The 23,628-nt window shown below is 33.7% G+C and carries 22 protein-coding genes; 4 read left to right on the top strand and 18 right to left on the bottom strand.

Annotated elements, in window-relative coordinates; all coding sequences use genetic code 11:
- Positions 1-37: 37 nt before the first annotated feature.
- The 6 genes from AC06G9_RS04340 to AC06G9_RS04315 all read right to left on the bottom strand — a co-directional run bounded on the left by AC06G9_RS04340 (position 38) and on the right by AC06G9_RS04315 (position 5,448).
- Positions 38-451 (bottom strand): HIT family protein, encoded by a 414-nt coding sequence (locus tag AC06G9_RS04340; protein ID WP_045753661.1) that lies wholly within the window; start codon positions 449-451, stop codon positions 38-40.
- Positions 452-569: 118 nt separating this feature from the next.
- A complete protein-coding gene (greA, locus tag AC06G9_RS04335) occupies positions 570-1,043 on the bottom strand; it encodes a transcription elongation factor GreA (RefSeq protein ID WP_045753662.1) in 474 nt (157 codons plus the stop codon).
- A 142-nt stretch (positions 1,044-1,185) separates the two neighbouring features.
- Positions 1,186-1,884, bottom strand: a complete 699-nt coding sequence (locus AC06G9_RS04330; RefSeq protein ID WP_045753663.1) for a response regulator transcription factor — start codon at positions 1,882-1,884, stop codon at positions 1,186-1,188.
- 13 nt (positions 1,885-1,897) lie between these two features.
- Positions 1,898-3,556, bottom strand: a complete 1,659-nt coding sequence (locus AC06G9_RS04325) for a sensor histidine kinase (protein WP_045753664.1) — start codon at positions 3,554-3,556, stop codon at positions 1,898-1,900.
- Positions 3,557-3,562: 6 nt separating this feature from the next.
- Positions 3,563-4,603, bottom strand: a complete 1,041-nt coding sequence (locus tag AC06G9_RS04320) for an alpha/beta hydrolase family protein (protein ID WP_480957576.1) — start codon at positions 4,601-4,603, stop codon at positions 3,563-3,565.
- Positions 4,604-4,635: 32 nt separating this feature from the next.
- A complete protein-coding gene (locus tag AC06G9_RS04315; RefSeq protein WP_480957575.1) occupies positions 4,636-5,448 on the bottom strand; it encodes a hypothetical protein in 813 nt (270 codons plus the stop codon).
- A 158-nt stretch (positions 5,449-5,606) separates the two neighbouring features.
- On the opposite strand from AC06G9_RS04315, the gene AC06G9_RS04310 reads away from it, so the two are divergent.
- A complete protein-coding gene (locus AC06G9_RS04310) occupies positions 5,607-5,891 on the top strand; it encodes a DUF4286 family protein (protein WP_248754653.1) in 285 nt (94 codons plus the stop codon).
- A 17-nt stretch (positions 5,892-5,908) separates the two neighbouring features.
- On the opposite strand, the gene AC06G9_RS04305 is transcribed toward AC06G9_RS04310, so the two are convergent.
- From AC06G9_RS04305 to AC06G9_RS04280, 6 genes are all read right to left on the bottom strand, one after another.
- Positions 5,909-6,316: a DUF983 domain-containing protein gene (locus tag AC06G9_RS04305; RefSeq protein WP_248754654.1), complete on the bottom strand. Its 408-nt coding sequence runs from the start codon at positions 6,314-6,316 to the stop codon at positions 5,909-5,911.
- An 11-nt stretch (positions 6,317-6,327) separates the two neighbouring features.
- Entirely contained in the window at positions 6,328-6,597 is a 270-nt protein-coding gene (locus tag AC06G9_RS04300) for a hypothetical protein (RefSeq protein ID WP_045753667.1), read from the bottom strand.
- A 31-nt stretch (positions 6,598-6,628) separates the two neighbouring features.
- Positions 6,629-7,324: an RluA family pseudouridine synthase gene (locus AC06G9_RS04295; protein WP_045753668.1), complete on the bottom strand. Its 696-nt coding sequence runs from the start codon at positions 7,322-7,324 to the stop codon at positions 6,629-6,631.
- Positions 7,325-7,479: 155 nt separating this feature from the next.
- On the bottom strand, positions 7,480-8,484 hold the full coding sequence (locus AC06G9_RS04290; RefSeq protein ID WP_045753669.1) for an MlaD family protein: 1,005 nt from the start codon (positions 8,482-8,484) through the stop codon (positions 7,480-7,482).
- Positions 8,485-8,488: 4 nt separating this feature from the next.
- Positions 8,489-9,262 (bottom strand): ABC transporter ATP-binding protein, encoded by a 774-nt coding sequence (locus AC06G9_RS04285; protein ID WP_480957574.1) that lies wholly within the window; start codon positions 9,260-9,262, stop codon positions 8,489-8,491.
- Positions 9,263-9,264: 2 nt separating this feature from the next.
- Positions 9,265-10,023 carry an MlaE family ABC transporter permease gene (locus tag AC06G9_RS04280; protein WP_045753671.1) on the bottom strand — a complete coding sequence of 253 codons (759 nt, stop codon included), beginning with the start codon at positions 10,021-10,023 and terminating at the stop codon, positions 9,265-9,267.
- Between the two features lie 257 nt (positions 10,024-10,280).
- On the opposite strand from AC06G9_RS04280, the gene AC06G9_RS04275 reads away from it, so the two are divergent.
- From AC06G9_RS04275 to AC06G9_RS04265, 3 genes are all read left to right on the top strand, one after another.
- Positions 10,281-11,804 (top strand): DUF6600 domain-containing protein, encoded by a 1,524-nt coding sequence (locus AC06G9_RS04275; RefSeq protein WP_480957573.1) that lies wholly within the window; start codon positions 10,281-10,283, stop codon positions 11,802-11,804.
- A 162-nt stretch (positions 11,805-11,966) separates the two neighbouring features.
- A complete protein-coding gene (gene pncB, locus AC06G9_RS04270) occupies positions 11,967-13,139 on the top strand; it encodes a nicotinate phosphoribosyltransferase (protein WP_293924475.1) in 1,173 nt (390 codons plus the stop codon).
- Positions 13,132-13,833, top strand: a complete 702-nt coding sequence (locus tag AC06G9_RS04265; RefSeq protein ID WP_248754658.1) for a class I SAM-dependent methyltransferase — start codon at positions 13,132-13,134, stop codon at positions 13,831-13,833. The genes pncB and AC06G9_RS04265 overlap by 8 nt, the downstream gene beginning before the upstream one ends.
- A gap of 83 nt (positions 13,834-13,916) precedes the next feature.
- On the opposite strand, the gene AC06G9_RS04260 is transcribed toward AC06G9_RS04265, so the two are convergent.
- The 6 genes from AC06G9_RS04260 to AC06G9_RS04235 all read right to left on the bottom strand — a co-directional run bounded on the left by AC06G9_RS04260 (position 13,917) and on the right by AC06G9_RS04235 (position 22,807).
- On the bottom strand, positions 13,917-14,390 hold the full coding sequence (locus tag AC06G9_RS04260) for a hypothetical protein (RefSeq protein WP_480957572.1): 474 nt from the start codon (positions 14,388-14,390) through the stop codon (positions 13,917-13,919).
- A 159-nt stretch (positions 14,391-14,549) separates the two neighbouring features.
- Positions 14,550-15,344, bottom strand: a complete 795-nt coding sequence (locus tag AC06G9_RS04255) for a glycoside hydrolase family 16 protein (RefSeq protein WP_480957571.1) — start codon at positions 15,342-15,344, stop codon at positions 14,550-14,552.
- Positions 15,345-15,767: 423 nt separating this feature from the next.
- Positions 15,768-16,994, bottom strand: coding sequence for a PDZ domain-containing protein (locus tag AC06G9_RS04250; protein WP_480957570.1), 1,227 nt, complete (start codon positions 16,992-16,994; stop codon positions 15,768-15,770).
- Positions 16,995-17,246: 252 nt separating this feature from the next.
- Positions 17,247-18,050: a hypothetical protein gene (locus tag AC06G9_RS04245; RefSeq protein ID WP_480957569.1), complete on the bottom strand. Its 804-nt coding sequence runs from the start codon at positions 18,048-18,050 to the stop codon at positions 17,247-17,249.
- 22 nt (positions 18,051-18,072) lie between these two features.
- Positions 18,073-19,614 carry a RagB/SusD family nutrient uptake outer membrane protein gene (locus AC06G9_RS04240; RefSeq protein ID WP_480957568.1) on the bottom strand — a complete coding sequence of 514 codons (1,542 nt, stop codon included), beginning with the start codon at positions 19,612-19,614 and terminating at the stop codon, positions 18,073-18,075.
- Between the two features lie 19 nt (positions 19,615-19,633).
- Entirely contained in the window at positions 19,634-22,807 is a 3,174-nt protein-coding gene (locus tag AC06G9_RS04235; RefSeq protein WP_480957567.1) for a SusC/RagA family TonB-linked outer membrane protein, read from the bottom strand.
- Positions 22,808-23,628: the final 821 nt, after the last annotated feature.

Raw genomic sequence — 23,628 nt, 5'->3', positions numbered from 1 at the left:
ATATTTAAAATACTACTTAAGAAAAGGATCTTTTCGCTTAATTATCAGTTGTAACATTGATAATTGATTCTTTTATTGCCTCTGCAATTTCGGTAAATTCTTCATGAGTAAGCGACAATCTAGGTTGAGAAAAATTTAGATCTGCGACATGATTGAGAGGGACTAAATGTATATGTGCATGTGCTACTTCTAATCCAATAACGGCTATACCAATCTTTTTACATGGAAAGACACGTTCAATACCTTGAGCCACAATTTTTGAAAAAACCCATAGAGCCATGTATTCTTCATCATTAATATCAAAGATGTAGTCAGTTTCACGTTTTGGAATAACCAAAACATGACCTTTTGTCAAAGGGCTCACATCTAAAAATGCTAAAAAATCATTACTCTCCGCTACTTTATAAGCAGAAATTTCTCCCGACACTATTTTTGAAAAAATTGTAGACATATACCAATTGTTTATAAACCAAATATAAAAAAAGGCTGCTTGTAATGCAACCTTTAAATTGTGAGATAACGTTTTAATAATATGCGGTTATGGCAAAACCGCACATAACCGTCATATTTTATCTTGAAATATCGATAATTTCAAATTCGATTTGACCTGCTGGAACATCTATAACGGCTACGTCACCTTTAGATTTACCCAGTAAACCTTTGGCAATCGGAGATTTAACAGAGATCTTACCTAACTTCATATCTGCTTCAGTTTCAGATACCAACTGGTAAGTCATTTCAGCGCCATTTTTCTTGTTTTTAATCTTTACAATAGAAAGTGCTAACACTTTTGATGTATCTAATTTTGATTCATCAATCAATCGAGCTCCGGCTAATGTGTTTTCCAAGTTCGCGATTTTCGCTTCATGTAAACCCTGCGCTTCTTTTGCTGCATCATATTCTGCATTCTCAGATAAATCGCCTTTGTCTCGAGCTTCTGCTATAGCATTTGAGATCAGGCTTCTTCCTTCAGTTTTAAGATAGTGCAACTCGTCCTTGAGTTTTTGTAATCCCTCTGCGGTGTAATAAGTTACTTCTGCCATAATTATTATTATTTATTTTTATCTTATTTTTTCAAAATGAAACAAGACCATGTTATCCTTGTCAGATAACATGGTCTCGTTTGATGTAATACGAAGGTAAGAATTGTTTTTAACAAAACAAATTCTAACTTATTAATTCAGATCAATTCTCTTCATCATCGACAAACCGATAACCTAACCCTCTAACAGTCTGCAAGTAATGAGGTTTGTCTGGATTTTTCTCAATCTTTTTCCTTAGTCGAACGACGTGCATATCCAATGTACGGGTATTGACATTAGAACTATATCCCCACACCACTTCCATTAATTCTTCACGTGTTATTTCTTTGCCTACATTTTGTAAAAAATGCAATAAAATTCTATTTTCTAAAATTGTCAATTCAATCTTTCTACCATCTCTTATTAATGAGTGGATATTGGGTTGATGCTCGGTTTTACCAAAATGGTACACTTCAGGTGTATTTTTGGGCAGAAAGAAACGAACTTTATTTTCTATCATAGCTATCAATACATCCATATTGAAAGGTTTACTGATATAATCGGTGACCCCAAAGCTATAGGCTTCAATTTTATCAATATCCTGAGATTTGGCAGTCATCATGATGACTATGTTTTCAAATCCTGCTTTTCGAATACTTTCACAAATTTCATTACCTTCTTTGCCTGGTAACATCCAATCTAATAATACAACATCTGGTCTTTTTTCTAAAATCAACTTTTCAGCCTCATTTCCATCCCCCGTTTGAACAACATTGTATCCTTCCGTTTCTAATCTGTGACGAACTAAAAAGCGTAGATTTTCATCATCTTCAATAACAGCTACAGTTATTTCTTTGCTCATAATTAATTATATTTTAAACTGAAAAAATGAGTGTAAAGGTAGTTCCTTTACCTACTTCACTTTTTACAGAAATTTCTCCTCCCATAAATTCTGTTATCTCTTTACAAAAGGCTAAACCTAAACCAATACTTCCTTGTTGATTGTATTGACTCTTTATGCGATAGAATTTCTTAAATATATTTGAAAACTCACTTTTATTTATGCCGATTCCTTCGTCCCTAAAGATAATAACAAAATTCTTTTTATTTTGTTGTATTTTAATATCTAATATTTTTCGTTTTTGATCAGAATATTTATAAGCATTATCGATCAAATTTTGAAACACACTGGTCAATAAAACGGGGTCTGCTAGCAAACTTGATTTGACATTAATTTCCTTTGAAATTTTGAAATCAGCATGTTTTAACTGTGTAGAAGCGACAATATTATCAACAAAAGAATTTAAATCAATTTCTTCTTTTTTAAACTTAATCGTCTTATTTTCAATTTGACTAAAAGACAACAACTTATTCATCAAATTATTCAATCGATCAGATTCCTGATCTAATATGTTACCATACATAATACGCTCCTCATCGGATAAATATTGTGCACTTTTAATGTTATTACCTGCGATCTTAATGACACTGACTGGTGTTTTGAATTCATGTGTCAAATTATTAATAAAATCGTATTGTAGCTTGAATAACCTTCCATTAATTTCTAAATTTCGATAAATTAAGTATAAAATAACAAGCAGGATTAAATAAACAAGTGAGATACCTAGTACAATAGGAAAAAAACTTCGGTTTACTTCTTTTGAAATAAAGGACTCACCCGAATGGAATAATAATTTGTAATCTGCCAAAGCGCCTGGTAAAGGCATTTCGGTCACATACTCTTTAATATCTGAAGTAATTGGTGCTCTCACAATAGGAACTACTTCAATGCGTTCATATAAATTTGGATAGATATTTTTGACCTCTAGTAAGGTGGGATCCACATTAAAAACAAACATATCCTGTTCATAATTTACAATATGATCTAATTTTGTATCCATAATATCTTTATATACCAACAAATCATTGATTCGTGGAATATTAAGATAGGTAATTCTTCCAGGTTGAGTAGCATAAAAAACTCTTAGGATATCGCGATCTGTCAACTTGGAGCTAGACTGTAATTTGTCAATATAACTGGCTATTTTGATTCCCATACTATTCAACTCATCATTGAATGGCCCCATCTCTTCGCGCTTGGTAATATATCTTTTATTTAAGCCTCGATTGTTTATGGTAAATATGGATAAGGTTTTGGGTCTAATATTTAATCCATTGATCGAAAAACCTGCCAAAGCATTGACATCATTACTAAATAGCATATCATAGAATGCTATTTCTTTGACAAAGGGATAGGAGCTTAAGACGCTATAAGCATATTTACCGGCTTCCAGAGAATCGAGATATCCCTGATAAAAAGAAACTTCAGGAACACGATTTTGAAAAAAATCATTGAAAGGTACTAATGTCAAATCAAAGACTTCTGATTTGCGATTGGTAAATTCATTATCAACATGATTAATCGTATAATTACGAGCGGCAAAAACAACAACAAAATAGAGTAAGGTAACAAAGGCGAAAAAAACAAAAAGTAACCCAAAATTCTTACGATAATTATAACTTGTTTCTCTCATCACCCACTATTTACCGATGTATTTATCCAAAAACTTTTCTAATTCTTGATAATATTGAATTATATTCTCTTCCTTTTTAAATGTTCTACCTTCTTCTTCTTTTAAAAGATATTGAACAGGAATATTATTATTTTTCAATTTTTGAACAAATTGATTGGCATCTGTCACTGAGCTAAACCTATCTTTACCTCCTTGTGCCAACAATACGGGTATCTTCACGCGATTGGAGTGAAATACAGGAGATATTTGCTTAAACATACCGGATTCCCTTACAGGATTACCAATGATTTGATAATACTTTTGTAAGTAAGGTTTTACATATGGGGGAATATCTCTAAAATAAGTAAATAGGTTTGTAAAGCCGGAGTACGATACTGCACAGGCATACATATCGGAGTTAAAGCAGGCTGCATGTAATGCAGAATATCCACCAAAACCTTTCCCAACGATAGCAATTCTATCTTTATCGGCGATTCCTTCGCGGATCAACCATTTCACTCCGTCGGTTATATCATCTTGGATCTTACCTCCCCATTCTTTAAATCCAGCTGACCAAAATTCTTTTCCAAAACCTATTGAACCTCGATAATTCATTTGAAACACGACATACCCTCGATTAGCTAAAAATTGTGCTTCATGATCAAAACCCCAAACTTCTCGTTGATTGGGTCCGTCATGAGGAAGAACGACCATTGGAAGATTTTTTCGATCTTCATGTAATGGATAAGTAATAAATCCGGTAATGATCTTACCATCTCGTGCTTGATACTTTATAAATTCTGTCTGGGATAAATCACGATCTTTCAAATTGGGATTATTGTCAGTAAGCTTATGAAGATCATTATCCTGACAGTCGAAGTAATAAATCGCTCCTGGATTGGTATCCGTATAGGTTCGGATTATAATTTTATCAAATTGGGCATCGACATCAATAACATCAAATTCTGAACCTTTGGTTTTTTCAGATATCTTTTTAAAAATTTGCGCAACTTTTTCATTGAAAAAATATCGTTTCTTTTTTGACACGGTATAAGATGCATAGTTCATCTCATTCGTGTAATGGGAATAGTCCCCCCAATCTAAGTCAACTTCCTTATTGCTAAATATTTCATGTACTTCTCTTTTCCAACCAAATCATACTCTATCAATGAGAGCTTATCTCTGCCGATATTGGAGAGCGCATAAATATTTGTGGTTGAATTTTTCACAAACCCCATGGGTATAATAGTCGATCCAAAATCATTTTTTAGGACTTGATGGAAAGGTTGAAGATTATCTGCGCGATACATCAAGGACTCTTCTACACTGTCATTGGCCATAACCAGTCTTACTTGACCATCATTGGAGATGTACCAAGCATTGATGTTTCCTGGATTTTGTAAGATCACCTCAGATTTGCGTCCATCAATATATAATTTATGAAGATCAAAAGTAGAAGAATCACGATTGTTGATCGCTACAATAATGCCTTTATCGTATAATCTTGAAGGTTGCACCCAACGAAATTTTGCTTTCATCGGTTTTATTAAAGGTTGAAGCGCATCAGTAAGAATGTTGACCGCATACAATCTTAAACTATCATTAGTAGCCTGCTCTATGGAGAAAATAATTTCTTCATTGTCCCCCCACACAAAACTATTGACATTCATATCGTTTTGATAGGTGAGTTGTTTTGAACTATCTCGATTGTTTAAATTTAATAAAAATATATTTTTGCAATGATTATCTAAACCTATATATGCTATAAAATTACCATCAGGAGAGATTTTAAAAGAAGTTTTTTCAGGAGTTGAGAAAAAACTTTCAATAGGTATTCGCTCTGTTCTATTTTCAGAACAGCCCATACCCAGAAGTGTGATAATTACTATAGATAATATAATGTGTGCGCGCATAAACAATCTCATTCGTCAACTTAATCAAAGATTAAAATTAAATACCAATAACAAATCATGTGCAACCTTATTTTTACAAGAACATCTTGATTTTATTGCATTTCAATATAAATAATATATATTTCAATAAGGCAATTAAAGTTTATATTTTTGTCTTTATGTATTTATATAACATATCCATTATATCAGAAGAATCAGTACATCAGGAAATAGTTTCTTGGATTAAAGAAAATCTGCTAGCAAACACGAGTTTCAATCCGCATTTTTTAGAAATGCTTCATTCTCCGCATGAAGGAATTACATATTGTTTACAGATTCAGGTGCCTTCAGAGGAAGATATTGCTCGATTTCAGCAAGATCATTTAATCCATTTACAAAATGTAATCTTATCTAAGTATCAAGATAAAGCTTTCATTTTTGATAGTACGATGAAATATCTATAAAAAAGGAGCGATAATAACTATCGCTCCTTTTTTATATTTTCTTCGATCAGCTCCCACTTTGGATCATAACTAATTTTTGGAGTCATAAAATGCAACAAAACTAACCTTGAATAACGGAAGTTGAAGGGCGCAAAGATAATGATCGTTGCGAAAAGCACTAACATATAAGTCCAAGGGGATTCACTACCAGTAAGCACAGCAGTTGCGAGTGCAAAAGTGACGACTTCTGCTACAGACATGGCATAGCTCACATACATAGCTGCATAAAAATAACCTGGCTCTATTTCAAACGTCAAATTACAAACGGAACATACCTCTTTTGTCTTCTGTTTACTGAAACCATAAACAGATCCCTCAAACATATTTCCGACATGACATCTTGGACATTTTGAATGGATCAATGCATGAATTTTAGATGTTGGCATATAGATTTAGTTTAGAGAATTTTTTCTTGCGATTTATTCAGTTTTGAGGTGCGGAATTTTTTATACCATAATAAACCTAATCCAGCTGCAGCTAAATAAGGTATAACAAGTAAAAATAAAATGCCATCATTTAAGCCCTTTCCTTGTGTATTGCCATTTTGGGTCGAGTTTTCGGCATTTAAAGAGCACATAGCGCATTGAGCCTGTACTGAACTAAGAGGTGTTACAGTAATTGTACAAATCAAAAACAATGTAACTAGCAAATACTTAAACATTTTCATATTACAAAGATACTTAAAATACCGATGAGATCTAGTCTTTAAACTTTGAAAATTTCTCCCAAAACCCATCAGCCTGCAACGGAGCTTTTAATGTCATCATTTCTTTTTTGATTGGATGTATAAAAGTCAGTGATCTGGAATGTAAACATATACTTCCTTTTGAACTACCTCTAGGATAACCATATTTGTTATCTCCAACGATAGGACATCCCATGGTGGACAATTGTACTCGAATCTGGTGTGTACGTCCAGTCAAGGGTTCTACCTTCAATAGGTGAAACCCATTCAGCTCGCCGATCAAGGAATAATCTAATTCGGCATAACTACTTTCTTTCACTTCTTTGTTGAACGCTTTAGTTACCATTTTTTCTCGATTGCGCACAAGCCAATTAATCAATTTTCCAGCGGGTTCCACTGGCCTTTGTCTGACCACAGCAAGATATGTTTTCTTTACCTGTCGATCTTTAAACAATTTATTCATACGCTCTAGTGATTTACTTGTCTTGGCAAAAACAATTAATCCGCTGACAGGTCTATCCAAACGATGGATAACGCCTAGAAAAGCCTCATTAGGTTTATGGTATTTATGTTTTAAATATTCCTTTACCATCTCTTCTAAAGACTTATCACCTGTATCATCTACTTGAACAATATCCCCTGCTCTTTTATTGATGGCAATGAGGTGATTATCCTCATATATAACATCTTTATCTGTAATATAATGCATTTAAATAAAATAAAATCCTTCTATAATCAGAATTTATAGACTAAGTGATTTGCTGATTATTAAAACAAAGATACAGCTAATCGGAATACCGAAAAAAAGTAAAGGACAATTTTACATGAAAATTGTCCTTTACTTTTTGTTAAAAATATAATATTCTATTGTATCGAATCTTTCAGTGCTTGCTGACTTGCTTTTTTTGTTTCCTTTTCTTTCTTTTTAAAGAAGCCTCTCAGCAAGAAATTACTTTGCAAAGCTTCCATATTCTGATCCAATTTAGCTGTACTCGTATTTAAATTACGGACAACTTCTCTGAGCTCATTACCAACTGCAGGGTCATTAATCAATGTACCAATAGCATTATCTTTATTATTTAATTTATTTGATGCGGCATTTAAGTTTAACATTAATGCATTGGCCGTTTGAGAAACACCTTGTAATTGTGCTGCAGATGATCTTAAACTTGCAAATACCGCGGTATCTGTTGCTAAGTCATGTACTAATCCTTTTTTAGAATTTAATTTTTCGGTCAATAAAACAAGATTTGAAGTCGCTGTATTTGCACTGGCCATCACATGGCTTATCGAGCGTAATGATTGCTGTAAAGATGATACTAAAGCGGTATCGGTCAATAAAGATCCAACCACTCCTCGACCTTCCACTAACCCGCGTGAAATCTCTACGAAATCTGTAGTAATTTTTGCCAGATTCTGATTATTTAACTGCAAAGTTTCCATCATTGCCTCCATATCAGCAGCTTTTGCCGAACGAAGAAAGTCGTTCGCTTCGATTGAAGGTGCATTTTGAGAACCACCCGATATCACAATAATCTTATTACCAATAAGACCGTCAGATCCCAATTTGGTAATGGCATCTTTACGGATATATTCAGCAGATTTTTCTTCGATCGTCATCACAACTTCGACATCTTGTAGATTCTTGAAATGAATATTTTTTATAATACCAACTTTAACACCTGAAAACCAAACATTACTTCCTACTTTCAAACCAGCGACATCAGGAAAAGATGTCGTAATTTCAAAGGTTTTTGTAAATTTCTTTTGCTGGCTACCCAGTATAAATATACCCGCAATCAGAATAGCTAATCCTATAAAAACAAATAGTCCAACTATCACTGCTCTCTTATTTTCTGCTTTGCTCATTTAATTAAACAATAAAATTATAATCATAAAACGCTTTAACTCGCGCATCATTTGTTTCAAATATTTCTTTAAAAGATCCCTGTCTCTCAAATTTCCCATCTAATAGCATTACAATGCGATCACCCACTGATCGCGCGCAAGCTAAATCATGTGTAATAATAATGGATGAGGTTTTATAACGTTCCTGTACTTCATTGATTAAACTATTGATATCTAAACAAGTGATCGGATCTAATCCCGCAGTAGGCTCATCGTACATCATAATATCTGGACGTAAGATCAATGTACGCGCGATACCAATTCTTTTTCGTTGACCTCCTGATAATTCTGAAGGCATTTGATTAATCGCTTGTGATAACCCTACACCCTCCAATACATCTTCTACTTCTTTATTAATTTCTGTTCTTGTCAGATTTCTTTTATTACGTATCAATGGAAATTCCAGATTTTCTCGAACAGTCATACTATCATATAATGCACTGTTCTGAAATGAAAATCCAATTTTTAAACGTAGTTTCATCAGATCATGATCTCTTAAATCGTTGACCGAAATCCCTAAAACATTTATTGTTCCGTTATCTGGCTTCAATAAACCCGCAATAAGCTTAATCAGGACTGATTTACCTGTACCTGATCGTCCTAATACGACTAAGTTTTCTCCACGGTATAAATCTAGATCTACATTTTTCAAAACATGATTTTCACCAAATGATTTACTGACCCCACGTAGGGTAATAACAGCATCCTGATAATCAATATGTGTTTTAGCTTTTTCCATACCTAATTTATTATCGCTAAAATTTGTACAATAATAATCTCTTCAATAAAAACTAAGAACATAGAGGCAACAACCGCAGCATTAGCTGCTTTACCCACACCCTCTGTCCCTTTTGAGGAATAATATCCACAATAACAACTTACTGCTCCAATTGTAAAACCAAATACGACAGCTCTAAACACCATCGCCCATAAATCTTGATAGCCAATGGTTTCAAATACTTGCGTAAAGAAACTTAAAAAGCTTAAATCATCTTTGGATGCCAAACTCAGGTATCCACCTAGCAGCCCAATTCCTGCAACATAAAAAGTTAAAATAGGGATACTGATTGTTGTCGCGATGATGCGACTAACGATTAAGAATTTAAATGGATTGGTCCCCGATACCTCCATGGCATCAATCTGTTCGGTCACATTCATAGAGCTCAACTCTGCTCCTACCTGCGAACCGATTTTACCTGAAGCAATTAATGCTGTCACTAAAGGTGCTAAAGCACGTACGATCGCAATAGAAATCAAAGAAGGCAACCAAGAGGTAGCTCCGAACTCTTCCAATGAAGGACGTGACTGTTTTGTGAAAACAAACCCGACAATAAAGCCCGTTACACTAATCAAGGGCAAGGATTTCCAGCCTATCTCAAAACATTGCCGTATTATTTCCTTAAATTCATATGGTGGTGTAACAAGTTCGCGCCAAAATCGAAGTAAGAAACGATGAATATTTGCAAATTCAGTAAAAAATGATCGAAGTTTATTTAACATTAAAATAAATATTTCCTGTGTATAATAATTCTATAACACGAATGAAGGGATAAAGGTACAAAAAATAGGTAATTATTATCATCCCATAATCACTTACTTTGAGACTAAGCTTTCTTATAATCCTAGAAAACAACAAAATAATCTCCATAAAGTTTTGCCTTCATCAAAAAACATACCATGGATTAAACCATTTGCTAATTCAACCTGTCATACCTACAAAGATTCTATAATTTCACAATTTATAAAATTGAATTGTCATGAATAAAGTTAAACATATAAAACTAATCGCTATAGCAGTATTTACTATACTATTTTTTGCGATTCCAAAGTCATCCATAGCGCAACGTGGATACTCAAATTATAATAGTGGTGTATCTTTTCAAACATTTTATGATGAATTAGCCCCCTATGGTGATTGGGTAAACGATCGTACTTACGGCTATATATGGATTCCTGATGTAGGTCCTAATTTTCAACCTTATTCTACTAACGGATATTGGACTATGACTGAATATGGCAATACCTGGGTATCGAACTATTCTTGGGGTTGGGCACCATTCCACTATGGAAGATGGGAATACAATAACAATTATGGTTGGGCATGGATTCCAGATTATGAATGGGGACCTGCATGGGTAAATTGGAGAGAGGGATCTGGTTATTATGGCTGGGCACCTTTGGGAATAAATATCTCGATCAACCTACCTATGAATTTATGGGTATTTGTTGGATCATCTAACATTTATAGTAATAGATTAGATCGTTACTATGTACATCCTAGAAATTATAATAATTTTTATAATAATACGACAATTATCCACAACACGGTTATTATTAACAATAGAAACTATTATGGTGGTCCAAGAAGATCGGATATTGAAAGAAGTACAGGTAGACGTGTCCATGTAAGAAGTATCAACGATGCAGGAAGACCAGGAGCATCACGTGTGACTAGAAGTAGCGTTGATATGTACCGCCCAAATGTGGATCGTAACTCTAGAACAGATGCAAGACCAAGCCGAGTTGCTGAAGCTTCATCTCGTACAAGAAGCAACAATACGACCTTACAAAATAGAAATGATCGAGTGATCTCCACGAGAGATAACATGACCAGTACAAGAGGTAACCGCGAATTGTATATTGACAATAGTGGAAATGCGACCGTAAGATCAAGCACAGACTCAAACACAGGGAATAAAACAACTGAGCGTTCTAGAAATAATAGCAATACTGTGGATAGAACACAAAATGTAGACAGTCGTGTAAATAATAATGGAAATAACAGTAATAGTCGGACAAGAACGAATACAACTACTACAGGAAATACGAGAGAAAGAGTACCGTCAACTGAAAACAATAATACTTCAGTTCGTACTGAACGATCTTCAAGTAATCCTCCTGCTGTAGAACAATCGAGAACGGAACGTCCTGCTAGGGTACAAAATACTTCTGGAAGTGAAACTAGAAGTAGCAGAACTGCTCCATCGAATACTACTGAACGTCCAGCTCGGGTACAAAACACTTCTGGAAGTGAAACTAGAAGTAGTAGAACTGCTCCGTCAAATAATACTGAACGTCCAGCGAGAGTGCAAAACACTTCTGGAAGTGAAACTAGAAGTAGTAGAACTGCTCCGTCAAATAATACTGAACGTCCAGCGAGAGTGCAATCTAACTCGGCAGAAAGAGGTTCTTCGAGTAGAGCTTCAACCAGCAATGTGGAAAGAAGTTCATCACAATCAGGCACAGCACGTAGCACAAATAGTGGTTCGCGCACCAGATAAACAAAAACAAGATTCGTTTAAAAGAGGTTTGGTATTGGATTATCAAACCTCTTTTTTATTCCCCATATACCATGGCGCAAAAGTTTCATTTTTCGAACAATTACCTTAAATTGATGTTAATTAGTAAATTTACATCATTATTTATTTAATAAAACGAGGCGAATGGCTCAACTTACATCTATACTAGATAACGATTTTTACAAGTTCACGATGCAATATGCTGTTGTCAAGCTCTTTCCCAAAGCAAAGGCTCGATATCAATTTATAAATCGTGGACAGCATAAATATCCCCCAGGATTTGATCAAAAATTAAGAGAAGCAATTGACGCAATGGCAAAATTAAAATTGACCAAAGCTGAAAAAACATTTTTTGCGCAAAACTGTCCCTACATCGATCCAACTTATTTTGACTTTTTACAAGGCTATCGGTATGATCCTGAAGAGATCACTATTATCCAGAATGGTGATGATTTAGAAGTTAAAATTGAGGGTTACTGGTATCGTACAATCCTGTGGGAAGTTCCTGTTATGTCTTTAATATGTGAGCTTTACTATGAAGTCACGGAACAGGAGCGCTTATCAGATGAACAGGTAATCACTGATGCTAGAAATAAAATTGAGAAATATAAAAAGTTGGCCATCACAATTGCAGATTTTGGTACAAGAAGACGACATTCGTATCATGTACATCAACTTGTTGTGGAAACTTTAAAAAAATATGGCGCCGGTACCTTCATCGGAACAAGTAACGTACACCTTGCTATGCAATATCAAACTAAACCAATCGGCACGCATGCGCATGAATGGTTTATGTTTCATGCTGCTAAATATGGATTCAAAATGGCAAATTTACTAGGCTTAGAGCATTGGGCAGATGTGTATCGAGGTGATTTAGGAATTGCATTATCCGATACCTATACAACAGAAGTATTCTTTAGACAATTTGACAAGAAACTTACGAAACTATTTGATGGGGTAAGACATGATAGTGGAGATCCCATAGAGTTTGCCGAGAAAATCATTTCGCATTATGTCAACAAGGGAATCGATCCTTTATCAAAAACTATTATTTTTTCCGACGGATTAGATTATGAAAAAGTCGCTCATATTACACAATATTGCAAAGGAAAGATTGGGTATTCATTTGGAGTTGGAACAAATTTCACTAACGATGTGGGATTAAAACAAATGAACATCGTGATTAAGATGACTGAAACTCAGCCCGAGGATGACGAATGGACTCAGGTCATAAAACTATCTGATGAACCTAAAAAAAACACAGGAGACCCCGCTACGATCAAATTGGCAAAACAAATATTAATGATACATGACTAGAGATATATACGGCGAAGCCTTAAATGATTATTACCTCCACCAAAAAGAGATAGCTCCTCTACTTTTACATAGTAGTTATGGAGATATTGAAGAAATGCCAGTAGATATATTTTTTCGTGACCAAGAAGAGATCCCTGAATTAGAATTTATCGCACTTTCTCTATGTGACGGTCGTGTTTTGGATGTTGGTGCTGGTGCCGGTTGTCACACCTTATATTTACAAGACAAAAATTTTGATGTTGAGGCTTTAGAAATATCGAATATTGCATGCCAAATCATGCAGCAACGGGGTGTTCAAAAAATTCATCATAACGACTTTTATCAATTTAAAGGTGAACAATATGACACACTGTTATTCTTGATGAATGGGATTGGACTGGCTGGAGATATTGACGGATTTAAAAAATTATTACTTCATGCTGAATCATTATTGACTTCAAGAGGTCAACTTATTTTTGATACTTCAAATATTGATTATCTTTATGAAGAGTATAAAATAAAGCGTCCAGAACATTATTTTGGAGAAATTAATTACCAATATCAATATCAAGGCAATTTTGGAGAGAAATTTAAGTGGTTATATCTGGACCAAAAAATGCTCATTAACATTGCTCATGAATTGAACTGGGTTGTTCAAATTTTATTTGAAGATGAGCATGACCAATATTTAGTTCGAATGGAAAAAAGAAAATAGCATCTGCTGCGATCCAAAACTGACTCTATTAAAATAGCCTCTGTTCTTTTATCATGAAACTTATAACAAATTCAAATATTACCTTATTTGAATTTGATATAAGTTTCAATAATAATCTGCTTTACTCCTAATTCTGGAAGATTTTCTTCTCCCTTTTGAATGAGGGTGTCTCCTTTTTGAATCAATTCGAAATCAAAGATATTATTTTCCCAATCTCGCATACTGCAGTATTGAAGTCGTTCTTGATATTTGTTATCATTTAATGTATAAGTTCCACCTCCAGAAACAAATAAAGGATCTTTTCCTTTGCCCTTCTCTTTGTCATGATTAAAGAAAGAAAAATGATTTTCATTGAACATTTTAAACATCTCTGTTTTTAATGTATCTGAAAAAGCAATAATAGTATCCCCTCCTTTGATGGTTTTACTTTCAATTAAACGATAGGTTCCTGAAAGGTTTTGATCACTTTCGACTGCCTTATCCATTTTTTTAGAACAAGAGGTACACAAAATAAAGGACAACAAGACTAGCAGCTTTTGATTTTTTAGGTTTTTCATAAAATGGTTTTATAATAATAGCGTTCAAATAATTATAGTCTGAACGCTATTAAAGATGCAAGATTTTTTTTGTACCACCAAAATTGCTATTTTCAATTTCCCGTTTATATAAAAAATGTATCACAGTAAACCGTTGGACATGCGGTAAAGAATAATAAATTACTGATATACTTTCACCCAATCAATCAGCATTTCCACGGGTAATTGTTTCGAATCAACTTTCCCGACCCAATTACCTCCTAATTGTTGATCTATTAATAAAAAGAAAGGTTGGTCATATGGCCATTGTGCTTGATCTAATTCAGTCATTCTAGGATATGTAAACGTATCTTTACCATTTAACTGGAATACAATCCGATCAGGATACCAGCTTATGCCATATATATTATATGCAGCTGCATTGATTTTAGCTGTTCCGGAATGTGGCGGATTAGTTTTTCTTCCGAGATCCAATGTATAATAGGAATGAGTTGTCTGATAGATGATCGAATCATGATTAAGATGTTCCATAATATCAATTTCTCCATTTTTAGGATACCTGCCATATTTATCTAATTCAGCAAGCATCCACATAGCCGGCCATGCTCCTTGTGCACTACCAAGCTTAGCGCGTATTTCAATTCGACCATATTGAAAGGCAAACTTTCCTTTACTCCAAATACCACCTGTTAAGAAAGGACGGGAATCTCTGGACGAATCCGAATTATTAATGCCCTTCAAAATCAGTTTACCATCTTCCATTGCAAAACAGGCAGTATCCATACTCATATGTCTATTCCAATCAGACTCGCCTGCGGGTATTTTACTCCATTTTGTCGTATCTATAGAAGTGCCATTAAAATGATCTTCCCAGATCAATTTCCATTTTTTTGCTTCACGACCATTATGTTGTATAAACACATGTTGATGTGTTTTTAAGCGATTGCTAACTTGACATGAAGTTAAAAATGCCATGCATGTAAAATATATAATAAAATAATTAGTCATCTGCATAAAAAATTGCATTAATATATGTAAAATTACTTAAAACACTTCTATTATGATTAAGTATGTGAACCAGTTAGCCAATTATTATATTTGAAATCATTTATGAGGTTTATCTCTCTAAACTTCTCATTGAGACGCTAACAGTTAACAGCCCAATGTAGGTACAAGATCATCAATAAACATGAGCAAATTAAATTTCACCTTGTGGCACTCTTTAAAACAATCATAATAAATGGTATTTCTACTTCTGCTAATGGATCTTTATCTATTCTACTATGATCAGCGACTGTAATAAAAATAGTTTGTTTTTCCATTCCAATAGTTTGTTTGGTTAACTAACAGATTTCAACATCTGATTAATCTCAAAAAATATAATTATTTGCTAGAAAATCAATTCTGTACAAAAGGTAGTGGATCGCGTAATATAAAGCGAACATCTATCTTAATTCCATTTCGTTCAATTTTCATTGTGATTTCTTTGCCTTCTTCCGATTTCATTAAATTAGTCAAATCCTCCAGTGTGTAAGCTGAAACACTTTTACCATTGACAGCTAAAATTTTATCATCTCTCCTTAAACCCGCCAATTGAGCAGGAGAAGATTCCCTGACCATATCGATTTTAAATAAAGGTTTTAAAACAAACTTAAACTGCACTTTATTATTAAAATTAATATCCTTACTATCATCACGCTTTAATGTAACTGGTATTTCCTGCTTTTCCCATTTCATTCCGTTGTGTACAATTTCTAAACCACTCATATTCAAATAATAAAATTTATCAAAATTTCTATTCTTACTCAGATAAATCTGTTTATTGGGATAATCAAAAATAATTTTAAACCGCCGTAACAACTCATTTCCAATAGATCCAATTCTCTCATTTACGATCTTTGCATTTTGAACGGATTCCAACTCTGGGTAAGCCACCAGTGGAAATGACATTTGGAATGGACCTATGGTCAATTTCTTTATGCGATTTCGCAAACCATAAATTTCACCATTAAATCCCTGACCGATATAATCCGAGATAAAGGGGGGGCGAATTTCATAATCTTTCAATCTATTTTTCAATAACAATACCGCATCACTATTTCCCATATCGATAAGTGCTTTACCATTAATCTCCAGATTATCTTGCTGTACAGAAATTTTAACAAATGGGCGACTTCCGATAACCTCAATGGCTAATGTCGTTACCTTTGACCATGACTTTGGGGTATTTTCATTAGGAAATACTGTTATTCTCTTTTTCAAAAAGTCAAATTCAATTCTATAGTCTGAAAAGAAGCGACTGCCCAATATCCCATTGACCTCGACACCAATTCGTGATGATATATCAATATGCTCATTATCTAAAATAAAAATAGGATGATCTCTATCTACCATTCTTTTTGCTATTCGCAAATGATTATTGACAGCTAGGATACCATCAATACCCGAACTTCTACCTAAGCCCTGAAATTTGTTTTTAAATATATTATGATCAATATTACCAAGAGATTTTCCAAACACCATTGTTTCTTTCACACCTGTATCAAGCAAAAAATTCATCATAAAACCGTTGACTTCAACAGGTATAATCACCAGATTATGAGCAAATATGAAGGGAAAACTCAACTTTTTGTTTTTGAGCAAAACAAAGCCTGACTGCGCGAAAGCACATTGAAAAATAATACATGTGAATAATAGGAGGCCTATTTTCATAAAAGTCTATATTGGTATCTACAATATAGTGACAATTGAATGAGTTAGTACTAATGAATATACTTATTATTTGATTAAAAAATTCAGTCTAATAATTTGTCAATTCTAAAACAAAAAAGCTGTCTCAAAAAGTTTGAGACAGCTTTAAAAAGATTGGAATTTATCTTAATTTGGAAGTTTAATAATTTCCGTTCCGGGACCAAAACTTCCAGCAGAAACCCTATAGCCACCAACTTGCAAAGTTACTACTCCATTCGAAACTGTTCCACTCACATCACTCATTGTAACAGCTCCATAATCAGGATCATTACCTAATACCTGATTTGGAAAAACAACTGTTTTACCGTCAGCTTTGATCATAAATGCCAAACTATTTTCACCAAATGGACTTACAATTTTATAAACTGATGTAGTTTTTGCTTTTTGAATTTTAACATTCAAAACTTTTCCTGCCCAACCATCAGTAGAATTCATTTCAACATTACCTTTTTCTTCAAATGCTAACACATCCGTCGCTAATACATCAACTTTTTTGATATTACTTACAGATGCATTGTCGTCAGAAATAGTTAGTGAGATTGGAAAAGCTAATCCCACTGTGACATCTTTTCCTACAGGAGTTAATGCTAATGTACTTGGATCTATTTTAGATAAATCACCATGATCCACTTTTGCATAAGATTTACCTTCACCATCTCCAAATTGTACCGGACCAGACAGTTTAAAAATATCTGTATAACCTTTACCTGCAGCAGTCAAACTTACTGGGATAGAAAGTTGACCAGAAGTTGAAGTTCTACCTACTGGAATTGAGATCGATCCTCCTTGCATGTTAAGTTTCATAGTTTTACTTAAAAAACTAATTTTATTTGGCTCTCCCGAATAAAGGGCCCCCTCTGTTTTGTCACAAGAAGAAAATAATGACAAAGCCCCTACAAATAATAAACAATTTACTATAATATTTTTCATATTCTTTTTTTCTTAAACGACATTACATCGGGTTCTGATCCTTGTTAGCATCTAGACTTGTATTACCATCAAATTCTTTTTGTGGAATAGTCAAGATAAATTCTTTGCTTGCAGCCTCCAAAGTATTCCAAGTTGGCTTGAAACTATGGTTTGATCCTGTCGCATTTCTATCAAATCCTGTTTTTAATCGCATTATATCAAAAATTCGCTCAGTTTCACCCCAAAGCTCTATACGTCTTTGTAAGATAATTTGATCCATTAAAGTTTTTGGTGTACCAATAGATCCCATCGTAAGATCTTTTGACAAAGTAGCCTGGTCCAAAATCATTTGATAACCATTTGGATTTCTCAACTTCATAAGATCCCCTAAAGCTGTTCTCGCTTCAGCTAGTTTACCCTGATTAGCTAATGCTTCAGCTTTTACCAATTGCATTTCTTCAGAACGCATAAATATATAATCTCCTAAACTTGAAGATTTATCAGAATATCTAAATTTGACTTGATTATATGGTTTTTTATCTGGGGCTCCACCATCTGTCGAACCATTCCACCATTTCTTACGAGCATCTGTTGTTGGTATTTGATCATATAACCAATTGTAAATACATTTTCTAGATGATTCAGCATATTGTCCAGCACTTGCATCCATATGTGAAAAGAAAGAAGCCCAAATAGTCGATTGGTCTGCAATAATTTCTGCTCCCCAAAGTACATCTTTCAATTTAATACTATTGAAACCACTGTAAATATCATCACCACTAATCATAGCTAAACTTGCCTTCGTAAGTGCTTCTGTAGAATGTTTTTCTGCATCAGCCCACTTATTTTGAACCAAGGAAACATTAGCTTTAATTGCATTAGCAATATAATAATCCAAATGAGACTTATGCTTTTGAAGCGATTTATCCTTAGCAAAAAGCTCTATAGACTTGTCCAAATCTTGATTGATTTGTGTGTATACCTCTTCTACAGTACCTCTGTTTTTCCCTTCAGAGGAAGCGGTTGTTGGTTCTGTATATAATGGAACACCTGGAGATGTTTGATGTCCAATATAGGTCTGTTGAAAAATCTGAATTAATTGAAAATAAGCATATGCTCGCATTGTATAAGCCTGAGCCATGATATTATCAATCACTTTTGGATCACCAGTCAAAGTCTTTTCTGCTGCCAAAATATAATTTGCATTACTTACCAAGGTATAGTAAAAATTCCACGTAGCGTAGGATCTCCAACCAGTCGATGCAAAGCGACTACGCACATCAAATTTATAATCAAAATAGAACCATCCACTTCCTTGAGCATCCTGAAGAAAGTCCTCTCCCATTAAAGAAGTAAACATTTTTGTTGACGTTATACCAAAATTTTGAGAAGTATTACTTACGGACCATCCAGATGAATATAACATTCTATAGATACCATCCATCGCTACTTGAGCCCCTTTTGTTGTTTCTAATAATGTTCCTGCATCTACTTGATCCGTAGGACTTGTTTCTAGAAAATCCTTACTACAGGATGATAATCCTAAAGCAAGTGAAAGAACTGATGCATATAATATTTTTTTCATTTTAATAAGCAATTAATAGTTAGAATTTAAGATTTACACCTGCAGCAATTGTTTTATTCGGAGAATAAACATAATCTGTAGTTCCTGTAAAATTATACTGCGGATTTAATCCTTGACGGGCAGAAAATACAGCTAAATTATCACCTTGAGCAAATACTCGAATTGACTTTAATCCAATTTTTTGAAAATCAAATGTGTAACCAATGGAGATATTTTTAATAGCAAAATAAGACGCATCCACTAAAGCTCTATCAGTTAACTGCAATACCATATCTTTTTGAATTCTAGGGATATCGGTAATATCTCCTGGTTTTTGCCATGCATTTAACACTTCTCTTGAATAATTATTTCCTAAATATTGTGGATTCAGATAATTATAACCTACAGCGTCATTAATTTTACCTCCAATAGAATAGGTAGTCATCATAGAAAAATCAACATTTTTGTAACTCAAAGATGTTGCTAAAGATCCCATAATCTTCGGGATTCTACTTCCAGTAATTACACGACTTGAAGCTGCTTTTGTACGATCGTTAGAAACATAATGTTTACTACGATCTAATTCATCTGCTTTATTATCAAACACCCAGTAGAGCTGATCTCCTGTTGATGGATCTACACCCGCACTACGTGCCATATAAAATGAATTGATTGTTTCACCTTCTCTAATAATAGTTGAGTTTGACACAATTTCTTTACTTTCGTCGGTCAATTTCAGCACTTTATTTTTTACTCGAGAACCCATCACAGTTACATTCCATTTCAGATCCTGATTCTTTATAAAATCATAACCCAATGAAAGGTCAAAGCCTGTATTTTTCAGATCGCCAATATTGGAATTAAAACCATCAAATCCTAATGAGAATGCCATTGGACGATTCAATAACATATCTGTCGTTTTACGTGTATACCAATCAAACCCAATAGATAAACGATCATTCAAAAAACGTCCATCCAAGCCTATATTCAAACTTTGGTTTTTCTCCCAGGTTACCTCTTTATTCTCAACAGACGTTACTGCTCCACCATTATTATTTGCATTGTTCCAAGTCAGATCATAAAAAGCTTGCCACGCATAATAAATAGGATCTCCATCAGAATTTAATAAATTATTATTTCCTTGACCACCATAACTCGATTTAAGAGTCAAACTATTGATCCAAGAAACATCTTTTAAGAAAGCTTCTTCCGAAATTTTCCAAGCCCCACCAACTGACCAAAAAGTACCCCATCTATTATCTTTCTCAAATCTGGAAGATCCATCGCTACGGAAACTTCCTGACAAGAAATATTTATTATCAAAATTATATTGTAAACGAGAGAAATAAGATTCTATTTTATCATTATTTTCATAAGAGTTTGCATCAGCAATAGTTGCTCCTGGGGCTAATTCATATATACCTTTAAAAGGAAATCCAGTTTTTTGAGCACTTAATAAATTATATTTATAATTATAACTTTCATGTCCTAATAATACATCAACATTATGTTTACCAAAATCCCGCGCCCAAGTCAGTAATTGATTAAATGTATACGAAAAAGTTTTTGTCCATTGTTTATTTAAACGTCCACCAGTAGCAGCCGCATTACCAAATTCAGGATTATAATAATAAGTATATTCATTTACGCGATAATCGGCACCAAGATTAACAGCAAATGCAAATCCTTTCCAAGCTCCATATTTATCATCACGCGTATTAAATTCAACACCACCTCTTGTACCAACATTATCAATGTTGTTGTAGTATCTATCTTCAAATAGGGTTGCAACAGAGTTAAAGTTTTGTTGAGCACCGGAAGCTCTATTCTTACCATAGTCATATTGTCTGTTACCAAGAGCATCATTAACAATCTCACCTTTGCTATCTCTAATCCAGATTGGATAGATGGGAGCCATTTGCTCAGAAGAGTACCATACATTGGATGTTGCCGTACCTGTAGCATTTAATGATTGAGAATTTGCTTTCGCAAAATTCGCTGATAAAGAAGCTTTAAACCAATCTTTTGGCGTAAATTCGTTGTTAACACGACCAGAATAACGATCAAAATTAGTGTTTTTCAGTAACCCCTTATCTTTCAAGGCATTCATTGAAGCCATCGCCTTATATTTGCTTGAGCCACCTGAGAGATCGAATTGATACTCTTGACGAACGGGACTTTTTGCTGTTACTTCATCCAACCAATTGTCATTCCATTTCAACTGGGCATTCGGATTAATTTTCCCAGTTGTTAAATCAAATAATTGATCCACAGGAAGATTGTAAGGATTATATTGTTCATTAATGCCAAAAATAGGTTCAACAGTACCTGTCATCCTTTTAATAGTATTTGCCGCGGCATCGGCGTCAGACATTCCATTTGCGAAAATATCTTGATTTTTATAAGCCTGAAAAACTGTCTCTAGATATTCCTTAGTATCCATTACATCATAACGTTTTACCGCTCTAGAGTTGACACCAATATTTGCCTTAAAGTTTACATCGATCTTTCCATCTGTATTTTTACCAGATTTTGTTGTGATCATGACAACACCATTCGCAGCACGAGAACCATAGAGTGTCGATGCTGCTGCATCTTTTAAAACGGTTAGACTTTCTACATCATTTGGATTAATTGAGTTTAAATCACCATTAAATGGAATACCGTCAACAACATATAAAGGATCTGCTGAAGCATTAATAGATCCAAATCCTCTTACACGAATAGTGGCACTTGATCCCGGTTGACCAGACCCAGCAGTAGCAACGACACCTGGTGCTGCACCATCTAAAGCTTTTGTAATATTTGACAGTGAACGGTTCTCAATTACATCTGTTTTCACAGTTGAAGCTGCTCCAGTAAACGATGATTTCTTGGCTGTACCATAAGCAACTACCATCACTTCATCCAAATTTTGATTTGAATCTTCCAAAGACACATTAAAAGCAGACTGTCCTTCTTTTACGATTAAGGTTTTGTCAGAGTAACCGACAGAACGAAAAACAATAACTTTTCCTGTTGGTACTGAGAATGAGTAATTCCCATTCACATCTGTTTGGGTAGCTATAGAAGATCCTTGAACAGCAATCGTTACACCTGCTAATGGTTTTCCATCAGATCCTGTTACACGACCACTAACTTTTTTCTCTTGCGCAAAAGCAACAGAAGTCAGAATCATACTACCCACAAAAAAACTGAGTAATGTTTGTTTCATATGTTTATGTTTATTTAAGTATTTAAAGTCTCTAAAGACTCTGGTTAAGTAAATTTCTTTTCATAAAATTTTAAGTATCCAAACTCTTTTACAATATTTCCGAATCTTATAATCCAAACGCTATTGGACTACATTTCTTTCCATATTAAATTCATTAATTATTGAGTTGTTAAAAAATGTTAAAAACAAAGTTAAAATAATAAATTTTATTAATCAACTTTTCTTAAAAATGACAAAAACTTTGAATACTCAAATATTTTATCATTAAAAAAATATGATCAATCATATTAGCCTTTATTGATTTAAACACTAAAAAGGAAAATATTATTTTTTAGCTTATAAAACTCTTCAATGTAGACATTTAGAAATTTCTATTCATCAATAATTCTTATCTTAAAGCCTTTAAGAATTAGTTAGCATATTTTGTTAAAAAATGTTAAAACAAATATATGTCATTTTTAAAATTAAAAAACAGAAAAATGATATGCTAGCATATAAAAATCACAAACAATTCATAATTAACTGAATTACAGTAATTTATTTTTGCAAAAATTTGTAACAAAATAGTAACTATAGAAATAGACACATTTCTTCAAAGAATAGATTTTAAGATATAAATATTAACCAGCCTTTATTATTACAGTACCTTAGATCCTATCAAATAAACCTCAATAGTTTCATCAAAAACAATACTCAACTCATTTTCTTTTCCATTTTAACCTAGTAACTAAGGCCAATTCATACATTTATGCAATAATGAATAAATAAATTACAATGGGTTGTTGTACAATAAAGTTATATGGAGTATTTAAAAACTAATC

The organism is Sphingobacterium sp. MAE (assembly GCF_056711605.1).
The sequence above is the reverse complement of the archived record's forward strand: the minus strand, read 5'-3'. Positions and strand labels throughout refer to the sequence as shown.

What these genes read in the sequence shown, in the direction of transcription:
- AC06G9_RS04340 (WP_045753661.1), bottom strand. Translation starts at nt 451, where the DNA reads ATGTCTACAATTTTTTCAAAAATAGTGTCGGGAGAAATTTCTGCTTAT.
- greA (WP_045753662.1), bottom strand. Translation starts at nt 1,043, where the DNA reads ATGGCAGAAGTAACTTATTACACCGCAGAGGGATTACAAAAACTCAAG.
- AC06G9_RS04330 (WP_045753663.1), bottom strand. Translation starts at nt 1,884, where the DNA reads ATGAGCAAAGAAATAACTGTAGCTGTTATTGAAGATGATGAAAATCTA.
- AC06G9_RS04325 (WP_045753664.1), bottom strand. Translation starts at nt 3,556, where the DNA reads ATGAGAGAAACAAGTTATAATTATCGTAAGAATTTTGGGTTACTTTTT.
- AC06G9_RS04320 (WP_480957576.1), bottom strand. Translation starts at nt 4,603, where the DNA reads ATGAACTATGCATCTTATACCGTGTCAAAAAAGAAACGATATTTTTTC.
- AC06G9_RS04315 (WP_480957575.1), bottom strand. Translation starts at nt 5,448, where the DNA reads ATGCGCGCACACATTATATTATCTATAGTAATTATCACACTTCTGGGT.
- AC06G9_RS04310 (WP_248754653.1), top strand. Translation starts at nt 5,607, where the DNA reads ATGTATTTATATAACATATCCATTATATCAGAAGAATCAGTACATCAG.
- AC06G9_RS04305 (WP_248754654.1), bottom strand. Translation starts at nt 6,316, where the DNA reads ATGCCAACATCTAAAATTCATGCATTGATCCATTCAAAATGTCCAAGA.
- AC06G9_RS04300 (WP_045753667.1), bottom strand. Translation starts at nt 6,597, where the DNA reads ATGAAAATGTTTAAGTATTTGCTAGTTACATTGTTTTTGATTTGTACA.
- AC06G9_RS04295 (WP_045753668.1), bottom strand. Translation starts at nt 7,324, where the DNA reads ATGCATTATATTACAGATAAAGATGTTATATATGAGGATAATCACCTC.
- AC06G9_RS04290 (WP_045753669.1), bottom strand. Translation starts at nt 8,484, where the DNA reads ATGAGCAAAGCAGAAAATAAGAGAGCAGTGATAGTTGGACTATTTGTT.
- AC06G9_RS04285 (WP_480957574.1), bottom strand. Translation starts at nt 9,262, where the DNA reads ATGGAAAAAGCTAAAACACATATTGATTATCAGGATGCTGTTATTACC.
- AC06G9_RS04280 (WP_045753671.1), bottom strand. Translation starts at nt 10,023, where the DNA reads ATGTTAAATAAACTTCGATCATTTTTTACTGAATTTGCAAATATTCAT.
- AC06G9_RS04275 (WP_480957573.1), top strand. Translation starts at nt 10,281, where the DNA reads ATGAATAAAGTTAAACATATAAAACTAATCGCTATAGCAGTATTTACT.
- pncB (WP_293924475.1), top strand. Translation starts at nt 11,967, where the DNA reads ATGGCTCAACTTACATCTATACTAGATAACGATTTTTACAAGTTCACG.
- AC06G9_RS04265 (WP_248754658.1), top strand. Translation starts at nt 13,132, where the DNA reads ATGACTAGAGATATATACGGCGAAGCCTTAAATGATTATTACCTCCAC.
- AC06G9_RS04260 (WP_480957572.1), bottom strand. Translation starts at nt 14,390, where the DNA reads ATGAAAAACCTAAAAAATCAAAAGCTGCTAGTCTTGTTGTCCTTTATT.
- AC06G9_RS04255 (WP_480957571.1), bottom strand. Translation starts at nt 15,344, where the DNA reads ATGGCATTTTTAACTTCATGTCAAGTTAGCAATCGCTTAAAAACACAT.
- AC06G9_RS04245 (WP_480957569.1), bottom strand. Translation starts at nt 18,050, where the DNA reads ATGAAAAATATTATAGTAAATTGTTTATTATTTGTAGGGGCTTTGTCA.
- AC06G9_RS04240 (WP_480957568.1), bottom strand. Translation starts at nt 19,614, where the DNA reads ATGAAAAAAATATTATATGCATCAGTTCTTTCACTTGCTTTAGGATTA.
- AC06G9_RS04235 (WP_480957567.1), bottom strand. Translation starts at nt 22,807, where the DNA reads ATGAAACAAACATTACTCAGTTTTTTTGTGGGTAGTATGATTCTGACT.